Annotated in this window: 11 protein-coding genes and 1 tRNA gene; 9 read left to right on the top strand and 3 right to left on the bottom strand. The window is 50.7% G+C overall.

The genetic code is table 11. From position 1 onward, the window contains the following. Window positions 1–55: 55 nt before the first annotated feature. Window positions 56–1069, top strand: a complete 1014-nt coding sequence (locus G494_RS0110105; RefSeq protein WP_028584447.1) for a GGDEF domain-containing protein — start codon at window positions 56–58, stop codon at window positions 1067–1069. A 159-nt stretch (window positions 1070–1228) separates the two neighbouring features. On the opposite strand, the gene G494_RS0110100 is transcribed toward G494_RS0110105, so the two are convergent. Continuing rightward, on the bottom strand, window positions 1229–1624 hold the full coding sequence (locus G494_RS0110100; RefSeq protein WP_028584446.1) for a pancreas/duodenum homeobox protein 1: 396 nt from the start codon (window positions 1622–1624) through the stop codon (window positions 1229–1231). A 158-nt stretch (window positions 1625–1782) separates the two neighbouring features. On the opposite strand from G494_RS0110100, the gene G494_RS0110095 reads away from it, so the two are divergent. The 5 genes from G494_RS0110095 to G494_RS26715 all read left to right on the top strand — a co-directional run bounded on the left by G494_RS0110095 (window position 1783) and on the right by G494_RS26715 (window position 6601). Then, window positions 1783–3996 carry an ATP-dependent helicase gene (locus tag G494_RS0110095; RefSeq protein WP_028584445.1) on the top strand — a complete coding sequence of 738 codons (2214 nt, stop codon included), beginning with the start codon at window positions 1783–1785 and terminating at the stop codon, window positions 3994–3996. A gap of 29 nt (window positions 3997–4025) precedes the next feature. After that, a complete protein-coding gene (locus tag G494_RS0110090; protein WP_028584444.1) occupies window positions 4026–5351 on the top strand; it encodes a bifunctional folylpolyglutamate synthase/dihydrofolate synthase in 1326 nt (441 codons plus the stop codon). Between the two features lie 10 nt (window positions 5352–5361). Next, window positions 5362–5673, top strand: coding sequence for an HNH endonuclease (locus tag G494_RS0110085; protein WP_028584443.1), 312 nt, complete (start codon window positions 5362–5364; stop codon window positions 5671–5673). A 253-nt stretch (window positions 5674–5926) separates the two neighbouring features. Further along, a tRNA-Arg gene (locus G494_RS0110075) sits at window positions 5927–6003 on the top strand. Between the two features lie 454 nt (window positions 6004–6457). Then, window positions 6458–6601, top strand: a complete 144-nt coding sequence (locus G494_RS26715) for a hypothetical protein (protein WP_153305830.1) — start codon at window positions 6458–6460, stop codon at window positions 6599–6601. A 265-nt stretch (window positions 6602–6866) separates the two neighbouring features. On the opposite strand, the gene G494_RS22800 is transcribed toward G494_RS26715, so the two are convergent. Next, window positions 6867–8207, bottom strand: coding sequence for an integron integrase (locus G494_RS22800; protein WP_208597663.1), 1341 nt, complete (start codon window positions 8205–8207; stop codon window positions 6867–6869). 430 nt (window positions 8208–8637) lie between these two features. On the opposite strand from G494_RS22800, the gene G494_RS26115 reads away from it, so the two are divergent. The 3 genes from G494_RS26115 (at window position 8638) to G494_RS0110040 (ending at window position 12588) form a co-directional block, all read left to right on the top strand. After that, on the top strand, window positions 8638–9675 hold the full coding sequence (locus tag G494_RS26115; RefSeq protein WP_084456660.1) for a hypothetical protein: 1038 nt from the start codon (window positions 8638–8640) through the stop codon (window positions 9673–9675). Window positions 9676–9767: 92 nt separating this feature from the next. Then, on the top strand, window positions 9768–11762 hold the full coding sequence (locus G494_RS0110045) for a nuclease-related domain-containing DEAD/DEAH box helicase (RefSeq protein ID WP_028584439.1): 1995 nt from the start codon (window positions 9768–9770) through the stop codon (window positions 11760–11762). 136 nt (window positions 11763–11898) lie between these two features. Then, window positions 11899–12588, top strand: a complete 690-nt coding sequence (locus G494_RS0110040) for a hypothetical protein (protein ID WP_028584438.1) — start codon at window positions 11899–11901, stop codon at window positions 12586–12588. A gap of 191 nt (window positions 12589–12779) precedes the next feature. Here the strand turns inward: G494_RS0110040 and G494_RS0110030 are convergent. Beyond that, window positions 12780–13631, bottom strand: an 852-nt coding sequence (locus G494_RS0110030) for a reverse transcriptase domain-containing protein (RefSeq protein WP_028584437.1), incomplete at its 5' end; no start/stop codon positions are given.

Raw genomic sequence — 13631 nt, 5'->3', positions numbered from 1 at the left:
TCAAACTTAAGAACAACCAGCTCCACTCCGAAACCCACTTATCAGGACCAAACCGATGAACGCGAGTACCGTATCCCCACTCCAGGACCCCCAAGTAGCGGACACCATGAACACCCTCCTGTCCGAACTGGAACATTACCGGCAGCAGTCGGCTATCCTGCAGAAGGTGAACATCCTCCACCAACGGATTGCCGGAGTGCTTGACCTGCCCACCATGCTCGAGACCTACTCGATCTGGATCATGGAACACTGCAGCCACGATCTGGTCGGTTACTACAACCCGGAGCAGGAGAAGATGCACATGTACTGCTCCAGTCACGGCCCGGAGCGTCGCCAGGCCATCACCATGGGCGAGCATCTCCTCAGAGGGCAGCAGGTTTCCCCGGTTGGAGCAGGGCCGGAAACACTGCATGCCTTTGAGTGGAGCTTCAACGAGGCCGATCACCGGGCCAGGCTGGTGTTTATCCGCAAAGATGAGCCGTTCCGGGAAGAGGAACGTCCCTTCCTCGAACAGACCCTGACGGTGATCGCTGCCCCCCTGCAGCGGACCCTGGAGTTTGAAAAGGTCTTCTCCCAGGTGCGCAGGGATACCCTGACCGGACTGCCCAACCGCTTTGTCTTTGAAGAGCGCATCGATATGATCATCGAGCAGGCCAGGCGCCATGGTCATCCCCTGACCATCGCGGCCCTGGATCTGGATCACTTCAAGTCGGTGAACGACACCATGGGGCATCCCATGGGGGACCGGGTGCTCCAGGACGTGGCCAGGGTGATGGAGGAGCAGATCCGTCAGACCGACCTGCTGGTACGGATGGGCGGTGATGAGTTTTTACTGATCCTGCCTGATACCGATATCCACAAGGCCAAGTTTTTGACCAGGCGACTGGTGAACGCGGTGGATCGCCTGAATGTCCTGACCACTGCCGGCAAGCTCGGGGTCAGTATCGGCCTCTCCCAGTGGAGCCAGGGCGTGGATAAGAAAGAGTGGCTGGAAACGGCCGACGATATCCTCTACCGGGTCAAGGCCAGGGGCAAGGCCCGGCACAGCGATCGCCTCATGGCCAACTGAGGTTCCAGCCCGGCCCTGGCAGCCCTGGCAGGCACCCCGGGGCCGGTTGAACCGGCCTGCGGAAGATGCCTGCGGAAGATGGAGCCGGGACTCGGCGTCCCTGATATTACGGGACGGAGCTCTCGGGACAAGATACCTCCCCTGCCCCTGCCCTGGCTGCTACTGTGGCCGGAGCGCGATCACCAGCGGGATGCAGTGGCAACCCTGCTGCTGCTGGGTGGTGCCCAGCTTCCACTCCTCACAGCTCAGATCCGGACTAAGCAGCTGATCGATATCCTTGACCAGACCGGCCAGATTGATCACCGGATGACGGGCAAAGACATCGGGCAGGCCATAGGTCAGGTTACAGGCAAGACACCTGCCCGGCCGTTCATGCAGCTCCAGCTTAAAGTGGAGGGTCTGATCATTCTGCTCGTAGCGGTCATAGGCGAGCCGGATGTCAAAGGCCCCCTCTTCGGCATCCCCGAACAGGGCCTCAAAAAAGTCATTGCTGCGCTCCTGGGGAAAGATGTCGAGCAGGGTCTGGGCGGTGAAACGGTCGGCAAGAGTATCCATGGGTCTTTTTTTCCTTGGCTGGATTGGATCCCGGGGAGAAGAGCCATCTTCCCAGGGGCTCATGGTTGAATTGGCTCAAGAGCCGCCAATTTAATCTCCTTTCTATATAGTGTCAACAGCCATTGCCTCTTCCAGAGCGCTGTGGTAGTAATGGCCCCATGCACAATCAAGACACCATCTACACCGACCCGAACCAGCCGCTCAACGACTCCTCCCCAGCAGACGCCCACAGCCTCAACTCTGCCCAACATGCCGCAGTGCATCACGGAGCCGGACCGGTGCTGGTGATCGCAGGCGCAGGTTCCGGCAAGACCAGGACCCTGGTCTACCGCATGGCCCACCTGCTCCGCCAGGGGGTGCCGCCGGAATCGATCCTGCTGCTCACCTTTACCCGGCGGGCTGCCCAGGAGATGCTCTGGCGGGCCGGCCAGCTCACCGACCAGTCCTCGGCCAGGATCGTGGGCGGCACCTTCCATGCCACCGCCAACCTGCTGCTGCGGCGCTACGGCCACCATCTGGGCTTTGGCTCCCGCTTCACCATCATCGACCGGGGCGATGCCGAGGGGATCATCAACCTGATCAAGTCCTCGCTGGGCATGTCCGGGGCAGGCAAGCGCTTCCCCTCCAAGCGGGTGATCATGAACCTCATTTCCGGTTCGATCAACAAGTCGCGGACCATCGACGACCTGGTGCTGGAAGGCCATGTCCATCTCTCGGAGTTCATCGAGGATTTCCACGCCATCAACAAGCACTACCAGCAGTTCAAGGAAGATCATGCCCTGATGGACTATGACGACCTGCTGGTCAACTGGCAGCGGCTGATCAGCGAGTCCAAGGAGGCCCACGAGGCCATCTGCAGCCGCTTTGAACATGTGCTGGTGGATGAGTACCAGGACACCAACCTGATCCAGGCCCATATCATCCGCCGCCTGGCCTCCATCCACGGCAACGTGATGGTGGTGGGCGACGATGCCCAGTCGATCTACAGCTTCCGGGGGGCAGACTTCCACAACATCATGCGCTTCTCCGAGCAGTTCCCGGGGACCTCGATCATCAAGCTGGAGGAGAACTACCGCTCCACCCAGCCTATCCTGGAGTTGACCAACGCGGTGATCGCCAGCGCCGAGGAAAAGTTCACCAAGACCCTGTTCAGCTCCATCGAGGGCGGCATCCGGCCCACCGTGTTCAAGGCCCGCAACGAGGCGGCCGAGGCCCGCTATATCGCCACGACCATCAAGAAGCTGCAGGAGGAGGGCACCCCGATCAACGAGATCGCCATCCTCTTTCGCTCCGGCTTCCACTCCTACAAGCTGGAGATGGAGCTGGCCAGCCACTACTATGAGTTTGAGAAGCGCGGCGGGATCAGGCTCACCGAGTCGGCCCATATCAAGGATATCCTCTCCTTCTTCCGGATCCTGGTCAACCCCTGGGACACCCTCTCCTGGAACCGGCTGCTGCTCCAGCTGGACAAGGTGGGGCCCAAGACCGCCCAGAAGATCATCAACTTCATCAAGCAGGCCGACGATCCCATCGCCCGCCTGGCCGACTACCCGCCGGGCAAGACCTGGAAGGCGGGCTTCGACGAGCTGGTGGCGATCCTCCGGGAGATCAGCCGTCCCCAACTGCCGCCCTCGACGATCTACGACCTGGTGAGCCAGTACTATCTGCCCATCTTTGAGAAGATCTACTACGACGACTATCCCAAACGCCGCAAGGAGCTGGACCAGATCTCCAGCCTGATCGGCGGCTACGGCGACCTCCAGTCCTTTGTCGATGACACGGCCCTGGATCCGCCAGAGCCGGAGAGCAAGGGCGGCGGCGAGGAGCAGTCGGGCAAGCTGATCCTCTCCACCATCCACTCCTCCAAGGGGCTGGAGTGGGATGCGGTCTTTGTGATCGGCCTGGCCGAGGGACGCTTCCCCCACCAGCATGCCGGCTCCGGCGAGCAGTGGGAGGAAGAACGCCGGCTGCTCTATGTGGCCGCCACCCGGGCCAAGAAGCAGCTCTTCCTCACCTATCCCTGTGAGCTGATGACCCCGGACCGCAAACACCACCGCACCGGGATGTCGCCCTTCCTGCGGGAGCTCCCCCATGGGCTCTATATCCAGGAGCAGGCGCCCTCCCCCTATGGCGTCCAGGAGACCCATGCCCCTCAGGGTGCTGCCCCGAAGCCCTCCCATCAAAAGGTGCAGTCCGCCCGCCAGACCTTTGCCCCGGGCATGATCGTCCACCACGGCTACTTCGGCAACGGCCGGATCACCAGCATCCCCGGTCCCCGGCGGGTGGAGGTGGCCTTTGACCGCCACGGCACCAAGATCCTCCACCTGGACTATGCCAACCTGAGCGTGATGGACAGCCGCCAGGCCTCCTAGCCACCTAGCCACTCGCAGAGAGCAGGATCATGGATTATCAACAGGCCCTGGCCACCCTGGACGCGCTCCAGATGTTTACCATCAAGCTGGGGCTGGAGTCCATCCGCGAGCTGCTGGCAGAGCTGGACGCACCCCAGGAGCAGTTCCCCACCATCCACCTGGCCGGCACCAACGGCAAGGGCTCGGTGGGCGCCAACCTGGTGGCCATGCTGTCCGAGGCCGGCTATCGGGTGGGCTTCTACTCCTCCCCGCACCTGAGCTCGGTGCGGGAACGTTTCCGGATCAACCGGCAGTTCATCTCCAGAGAGGAGTTTGCCGCCTGCGCCGAGCGACTGACCACCACCCTGGCCAGCCGCACCACCACCTACTTCGAGTTCACCACGGCCCTGGCCTTTTGCTGGTTCCAGGAGCGCGGCGTGGATATCGCGGTGGTCGAGACCGGCCTGGGCGGAAGGCTCGATGCCACCAACGTGCTCAGCCCCCTGGTCTCGGTGCTCACCAACATTGCCCTGGACCATCAGCAGCACCTGGGCGATACCCTTGCAGAGATTGCCCGGGAAAAGGCCGGGATCGTCAAGCCCGGCACGCCGGTGGTCTCCGGGGTTCTGGAACCCGAGGCCCGGGAGGTGATCCTTGAGCGCTGCCACCGCCTCCGGAGTCCCCTCTTCACCCTGGGTGAGGAGTTCAGCGCCCTGGGAGAGCCCGACCTGTTTCACTACAGCGGCCTCAACGAAACCAGAATCGAGCAGCTGCACTCGCCCCTGCCCGGGCAGCATCAGCTGGCCAACAGCTGCCTGGCCCTGGCCACCATGGAGCTGCTGGGGACACGGGGCTTCCCTGTCAAGGGCGACCAGCTCAGGGCAGGACTTGCCCGGGTCAGCTGGCCCGGCCGGATGGAGCTGCTGAACTGCTCGCAGGCCGACTCGCCGCCCTGGCCCCACTCAAAGAAGCAGGAAAACAAAAAAATTCTTATCGACGGCGCCCATAACGAGGCCGGCATCACCGCCCTGCTGAGAACCCTGGAACAGGACTTTGCAGAGCAGCCCATCATCCTGGTCTGGGGCAGCATGGCAGACAAGGAACTGGGCCCGGCCTGGAGACGACTGCTGACACGGGCCAGGGCCATCATCCTCACCCAGGCCGAGCCCCGCCGCTCGGCCCGCCCGGAGCAGTTGGCTGCCCAGGTCCCGGACCGGGAACAAGGGAAGCTACTGCTGGCGCCCCAGGTCCAGCAGGCCCTGGAGCAGGCCGCCCGCCTGGCCAAGGACGATGAGCTGATCTGCATAGCCGGTTCCCTCTACCTGGTCGGGGCAGCACGGGAGCTGCTCTGCGGCCCACTTACCCAGAAACACTAGACAAGAGAGCATGAATCAAGAATACTACAGTCTGGACGGTGTGGATGATGACCTCATCCGGGCCGAACGCAACAAGGCCCGACAGATGCGGCGCAGCCGCTGGTGGCAGCAGAAGACCTCCACCGGCTGCTGCTACTACTGCGGGGAAAAGGTGGGGTTCAAGAACCTGACCATGGATCACGTCATCCCCCTGGCCCGCGGCGGCAGAAGCACCAAGGATAACCTGGTGCCCTGCTGCAAGGACTGCAACACCAAGAAGAAATCCTCGCTGCCCGTGGAGTGGGAGGAGTACATGGGCCAGCTCCAGGAGCGCAGGGGCTAAGCCTGCCCCTTGATCGAACCGGTCCGCTCCTCGAACCGGGCGGCTGTATGCCGCACCTTGGACAGGGAGCCCTCAACATGTCTCCCCCCACCCCAGCCTGGTTCCCGGTAAAGTTGGGTCAGTCGCAGGGTCAGCCGGGCCAGAGCAGGAATCTCTTGAAAGAACTTCCCGAACAGGGAAAAAAGGGTTGCAATCTTTGGTTTACAGATGGCGAGCAACGGTGTATATATCTGCCATCAATTCTTGAGTTCCCGGGCGGGTAGCTCAGCTGGATAGAGTGTTGGCCTCCGAAGCCAAAGGCCGTGGGTTCGAATCCCGCTCCGCCCACCATATATAAGGCACGTAACTGACTCTCAGTTACGTGCCTTTTTTGTTTCCCCCACCCTTCCCCCCACAGCTCGACCCCGATTGAAAGAAAGACTACCTCGGATCATCTGGACAGCTCTTTCCTCAGACCGAACCTCTTAGCATCAACAACACCTGGTAATCAAAATTTTTGTTTAAGAGAAAAATATTTTTCAAATTCAAGCAACAGATGTACTGTGTAACAGGTCAATTTTAATGAATAAAATAATACTGAATAGATCAACCTGGCCCCTGATATGAACAGCCGCTCCCAGGAGAAAATGTTGTTCCTGCAAACGCTTCAGGTCGGTTGTGGCCACCTCGAGGCAGAGGGTCTCCTGTTCAGATATAGTGTGTTCAGATATAGTGGAAAGAGGTTGGCTAGTGCAAATAAATCTGACGCTATTTTTCCCCATTTTCCCCACTGCTTGAAGGCACCGTGGATGAGGAATTTGGGGTCTGTACTCTGACCGTGGAGCATCTGGCAGACCGGCGCAACAATTTCCACCTCCAGTCTGCCGGCATGACCCTGGAACACACCCTGCCGGTTACAGAGAAGGCTGCCAAGACATGGGAGGGCTGATTCCATGGGAGGGCTGATTCGAAGGCGCGACCTGGATCGAGGTTACATCAAGTTGATGCGGGAGGACGGTTATGCGGAAGTAAAGGAGTAAAGAGCCAGGGACAGAATTTTATGGTTCTCGCTATACACTCGCTATACACCATAGGCGGGATACCTGACCACTAAACCTGAGGCCTGAGTAGAGTAGAGCATAAAGCCAGCACCTCCCCCTTCCCGTTTCCTTTCCCTGTTTAACATCGACTCGACTCCAAGAGAAGGGTTAGCTTTAGTGTCGGTTCATCTGCTCCAGCAGGTCCAGAGGGCTGACCGCTGGATTACGAAAATCTTTGACCACGTGGGTGTAAACCATGGTGGTCTCCACTTTGGCATGGCCGAGATATTCCTGGATCTGACGCAGATCCACTCCGTTTAAGAGCAGGTGAGTGGCAAAGCTGTGACGCAAGGTATGCACAGAACCATGCTTGTGGATGTTTGCCGCTTTTACGCCCTTTTTCATGGCCTTTTGCACACTGCGGCTATGGAGGTGATGTCGTCGTATGGTCCTGGTTCTGGGATCAACAGAGCGCTTCCCACTGGGGAAGACCAACTGCCAGCCCCACTCCCGCCCTGCCGCTGGGTACTTTCTCGCAAGAGCCTTAGGTAGAGCAGCCTCACCATACCCCTCCTGGAGGTCTTTCTGGTGAAGCAGCTGTACCTGTTGCAGGTGCGCTTGGAGTTCTGGGATGGTTGCCCCTGCCAACAGGGTGGTCCGATCTTTGTCCCCTTTACCACGGCGAATATGGATAAGTTGCTGTTCAAAATCCAGGTCCTGGACCCGTAGACCAAGGCACTCGATCAACCGGAGGCCTCCACCGTAGATTACCCTGAGTATAAGGCCATTGATCCCATGCAGTACCTCAAAGAGGCGCTGCACCTCCTTTGGAGAGAAGACTACCGGTAGCCTTCTCCCCTGGTGCGCTCGCACACTATCTTTCAAGTCACCAAGCTCCTGCCTGAGCACCAGCCGGAAAAAACCAAGTATCGCGCTAAAGGCCTGATTTTGGGTTGGGGCAGCTACCTGCCCCTTAACGGCAAGCTGTGCTAGAAAATCCCTTACGTTTTGAGTGGTTATACATAGAAAGGTATCCTGAAACCTCCCTGAGGAGTTATTGGTCTGACAGTAGGCAAAGAGACGGCGACACCAGCCGAGATAGGTCTGCTCCGTGCTGTAGGCATAGTTTTTCAACCGCATTGCCTCGCGATAGGCGGTGAGGGCTGCAGATGGTTGAAAGGTGCCATCAGCTCTGAGCACTATCAGCGGAGTGGGTTGAGATGGTGAGGTTGCAGAGCTACCGTGAAAATTGGGCAGGAAATTTTGATAATAGAGTCGAACGGCCTGTTCAGCCTGAACTACCTGCCAAGCTTGGATGGTGGGTTCATCGCTGAGCTGTGAAGTGTAGGCATCCAGTTGTTCTTGCCAATTGAACCGTGCCGCATCGAGCCGCTGCTGAAAGAATTTACGAACCCACATCAGATAGAACTTCTCTTTGCCAGCGGCGACCATCTGGCTTTTCAGCAAAAAATCCCCAAACTCTTCAGCATGAAAATGGTTGTTTTCCTTAGTCATATTAACCTGATCCGATAAAAAAGACCTGCTTATACGAACGACGCATATTGGGGACAGAGCAGTCAAAAGCGAACCAAATTTGGCAAAAAAGACGGATGCAACATAAAAAAATATCCCAATATGCGGCCGCCGAAAATGATCTTAAAAAATATCTAATAATTCAAGTATATCAAAAACTGTTTTCACTTGTCATGGATAAACAATTTAGATATAGACAGAGATTTAAAGAAACTTTCTTGTAATTTTGGGACATTAGGGATGACTGGAATCAGGAGTGTCTTGCCTGAGGCCATTGCGATTTAAGCACTTTTTTTTTAACAGCAGCCGTTAGCAGGCCTGTCCAGATATCCAAGAAATTCAAAAAGGCCGTCAAAAGCGAAGTTCGTAGATTAAACGTTAACTGATCAGAAAATTAAATTAAGGTGCTAATATGACAATTGGAAGCCAAGAGTTGTATGATGAAGCAAAAGAATCTCTTGAAAGGATACAAACTTTTGATGTTAGCACTCTTTCAAGAACGTCAGAACTTGGTAGTAAATTGAATTTTGAAGATGTGCAAGATCCCGCTCAACAACTAATTGATCTTTATAAAAGATTATCTCCAACAGCTCTTCAAGATTTTCCAGATAATGTATTAACCCCAATACGTGACAACGCTAATGCGAATTATAATCTTTTTAAACAAATTTTAGATTTTGACCCAGAGCAACAAAATCCGAGTTCGGTTCGAACATCATATATCAGCCAAATTGAGTCAGCATACCAACCAGCTTTTCAATCTCTTCATCACTATATTTCATATTCTCTTCATAGGTCGGCCGATTTCCAAAGATTGGATACAGAAGCTAGGGCAACCTTGCAAAGCATTGAAGATAAAGCTAACAAGATTTCCGAAAATCTATCAACTCATGAACAAAATGCAAAAACAGTATTAGATGAAATTAGGAGAGTAGCAGCCGAAGAAGGGGTAACGAAACAAGCATCACATTTTAATGCAGAATATGAGCATCACAAAGCAGAATCAGAAAAATGGCAAGGTTACTCATTAAAACTTGCTTGTGGGTTAGGGTCGTTTGCAGTTTTAACTTTGTTTCTTCATAAGATTCCATTTCTAAAACCAGCCGATACATACGATACAATACAGCTTGCTACCAGTAAATTCCTAATATTCTCAGTTATGGCTTACATGCTGTTTATGGCAACAAAAAATTTCCTTAATCACAAACATAATGCAATTATAAATAAACACAGACAAAATGCACTAATGACACATACTGCACTGGTGGAGGCATCAGGAAATGAAGGAGTAAGGGATGTGGTGTTGCTTCAAGCATCAAGCTGCATCTTCTCACCTCAATCGACAGGTTATACTTCCTCTAATGGAGAAAGTGATATCTCAAATCAAAAATCAATGATTGAAATACTATCAACGCCCGTGGTCTCTGCGATAAAAGAAACAGCAAAATAAACAGTTAACAAATCCATCAACACGGACGCGATGAACTGCGCCGGTTATGTCCACGTTAACTATATTGATATTTACAATAAAGAATAATTACCATGGCAGAATTGTTACCATCATTAGAAAATATTGAAAGGTTGAAGGTGAAGCCTACAGCCGGTGAATTATTTTTACTCAATTATATGTCTGAGCATCTTTCTGATGAATATGAGGTATATTTTCAACCATTTCTTAATGGGGATATGCCTGATATCATTGTAATGAAGCGAGATTATGGAGTGATGATTATTGAAGTAAAAGATTGGGAATTGTCTTTGTATAGTGTGGACTATTCAAATGCATGGATTCTTGATAAAAATAATGCAATTCTTAGATCTCCTTTTCAGCAGGTATTTGGTTATAAATCCAACATGTTTGATTTACATATAAATGGCTTAGCTGAAAAAAATGTTTTAAACAAAAACGTTTATAAGGTAATTGACACTTTTGTATATTTTCACAATTCGAGCAAATCTGACATTGAGAGCCTCTATTCAAATGCAGAGAAAACATTAAAAGAAAAAGCTGCTAAAAATAATGAAAAATTTAAGGGAAAGGAAATTGACTTTCAAAAATATGAAAAAGCACGTATCTATCTTGATCGCAAAAGTCGTCAGATTAAGAGAGATAATAATATTTCAATACATTCCGACAATCTAAAATATAAAATAAATAAAATATTAAATACTCAAAATAGATTATTTGAAGACGATATTTATTATGAATTCAGGCGTTACTTGAAGCCACCAATGCATGTTGCCAGTCAGGGCATTGATATAGATTATGGAAAAAAACAATCACGTTTAGTTGTGAGTGGTACAGGATTATTGCAAAAAGTAAAAGGCGTTGCTGGATCCGGGAAAACAACTGTGCTGGCCAAGAGAGCTGTGAATGGGCACAAAAGGCATGATGGTAAAATTTTAATCCTTACCTACAATAAAACATTAAGAAACTTTATAAGGGATAAGATTAGTGATGTAAGAGACGACTTCTCATGGGGAAGTTTTGCAATTTTAAATTATCACGCATTCATAAAGTCTCAAATAAATGCTTGTGGTTTAGAATTCAGCACTAAAGAGAATATGTCCATTGACGAGTTGTCTATTTTTTATGAACAAATATACTCTAACACTTCCTTGTTTGAAGGACACGAGAAACTTATTGAAAAGTATAATACTATTTTGATAGATGAAATTCAGGATTACAGACCTGAATGGATTAATATCGTTCGAAAGTACTTCCTGTCAGAGGAAGGTGAAATGGTACTTTTTGGTGATGAGAGTCAGAATATTTACGAAAGGGAAATAGATAGAGATAAGACTTTTAATATTAGAGGTTTTGGTCGCTGGGAGCGACTAACAAAATCGTACAGAGCACAGTCGGAGTCTCAGTTGGTATCATTGTTGAAAGATTATCAAACAAACTTCCTCATTCAAAAGTATGACATAGACACTATTGAATCAAAGCCAACACAAATGCAATTAGCATTTGATGTGATTGAAGGAACAACTTTGCCTTTAAAGGTTAAGGAAAATATAGATGATATATTTGAAAGTATTGTCAAAAATATAACAAAACATGAAATCCACCCTAACGATATCGCTATAGTGTCCAAAAACATTGAAATATTGAGGAGTTTAGATAAGAAGATTAGAGAAAGGACAAATGAAGAAACAATGAGGACTTTTGAAAAAGAGGAGGTGTATCAGGAGGTTAAGAAGAGAGAAAGTGAAATTGTTTATAATAATAATAGTATAAGAAAAGAATTTAAAGAATTTGAAGTCCAAAAACGGCTAGATATAGAGCTAAAGAAACTAAGAGACAGTCTTAAATTTTCATTCGAACAAAATAGTGGTCATCTAAAGCTATCAACTATCCACAGCTTTAAGGGCATAGAAGCTTCTTTCTTGATATATATTGCCACCGACAAAGATAGCGAGGAAATTACTTATACAGCAATTACTAGGTCAAAAAAAGATTTAATCTTATTCATTGATAAACATAATAGATATCGTGATTTTTTCAAGAAACATAGCTCTATTAAAATGAATTAAAAGTTAACCAAGCGTTCGAGAGGGACGGCTTTAACTTTGCGGCACTTTCATAATATCGGTAAACGGAAGCAATTCTTTCTTAGTACATTACACTTAGAAGCCGCCCCTCAACTCCACGTTATAATAGGAAGAAACATTGAATCAATTGGTCATAGCAGTAGCAATAATTATGTTCCCTGGAATTGTTGCCGCTGTCATATGTGACAAAGTAATTGTTCACAATCCTAGATGGGATCAAGTAAAGTTTGGCATTTACTCATTTGTTCTTGGGGCCAGTTGCTATATTTTGCTCCAATTATTATTTTTTTTCACTGATGTATTTTTCTTAATCTACTTCAATGTTGATAGAAAAGATATCGCTTGGCATACATTAAAAATTTGGAGCATCATTTCTAATGGTAACACCAAGCTACTTCCATTAGAGGTTGCTCAAGCAACATTACTTTCATTGCCAGTCGCATATATTGCTTCTGCAATTGTAAATTATAAACTCTTCAATAAAATTGCTCAGAGACTATCAATTTCCAACAAGTATGGTGATGAAAATTTATTCTCGTTTTTCTTAAATGCAGATGAAATTGATTGGGTCTACGTAAGAGATATTGAGCAAAACCTTACTTATCAAGGTCGAGTTGTTTCATATTCAGAAAATGATAATATTCAAGAAATTGTGTTGTCAGATGTAACAGTTTTTTCCTACAAAGAATCAGAAGAGTATTACTCTGTTCCATCTATTTACTTAAGTAAAAACATAGGTCGCTTTCTAATTGAACAAATTTCAGAAGAACTAATTGGGGAAGAAAATGAGCAAGAAACCGTTGAATGAAGGTAATACTAGAGGGTCTATTAAAGGTGGAGTGCAAAAACCAACCACTACTACAGGTTCAAGAAAACCAACAGCACCACCTCCACCTCCAAAACCTAAAAAATAGAATTATAATCGGGTAGCCGGGGGAATCTCTCCCCCAGCCCCCACACCACCTAGCATGCGGGTCCGCACTAGGCGGTTCCCATGAGCTACCGAGCCGTAGCCGGGTAATGGATGTTTACCCATAGATCTTTGATAGAAAGCAAACCTTGACCCTTGAGCCATTGATTGGTCATACCTGAGTGGGTGGCCAGGGTGCGGGATAATCTCCATGGACCTTTCCGGCTCAAACCAACAGAAATAGCAGCATGCAGGTAGGTTCCGAGCTTGGTCAGCTCGCGAACCTTGGTGCGGCAGTAACGCCACTGCTTCCAGTAGCACATACGCACCCTGCGGCGCAGCCAGTGATCGAGTTCGGGTACGGGACGATACAGCTCTGATATCCCGAAATACCCCATCCAGCCGCGCAGATACTCTGCTAACTTGAACAGTCGATAGTCCATGGAGACGCCCCAGCTACGTCCGGTCAGCTCCTTAATGCGTTGCTTGAAGCGCACGAGGACCTTGTCCGACCAGCGTATCTTGGCGCCCCTAAAGGCAAAACCGAGGAAGGTGATTTCGTTGATGTGAGCCACCTTGCTCTTCTCCTGATTGACTGTGAGCTTGAGCCTCTTTTCCAGGAACCGGCTGATACTGGCCATCACCCGCTCGCCCGCCCGACGACTTTTTACCAAGATGACGAAGTCATCGGCATAGCGGACGAAACGGTGGCTTCGCCCCTCCAGCTCCTTGTCCAGCTCATCCAGGAGGATGTTACTGAGCAGTGGTGAGAGCGGACCACCTTGGGGAACACCCTTACGGGTCTCGTGAAGGCGGCAACCTATCACCACTCCTGCTCGCAGGTATGTGCCGATCAGCTTCAAGACACGCTTGTCGCGTACCTTGCTGCTGACCCGGGCCATGAGCACATCGTGCTCCACCGTGTCGAAAAACTTGGCCAA

It is taken from the genome of Desulfogranum mediterraneum DSM 13871, assembly GCF_000429965.1.
GTDB classification, from domain to species: Bacteria; Desulfobacterota; Desulfobulbia; order Desulfobulbales; family Desulfobulbaceae; genus Desulfogranum; species Desulfogranum mediterraneum.
The sequence above is the reverse complement of the archived record's forward strand: the minus strand, read 5'-3'. Positions and strand labels throughout refer to the sequence as shown.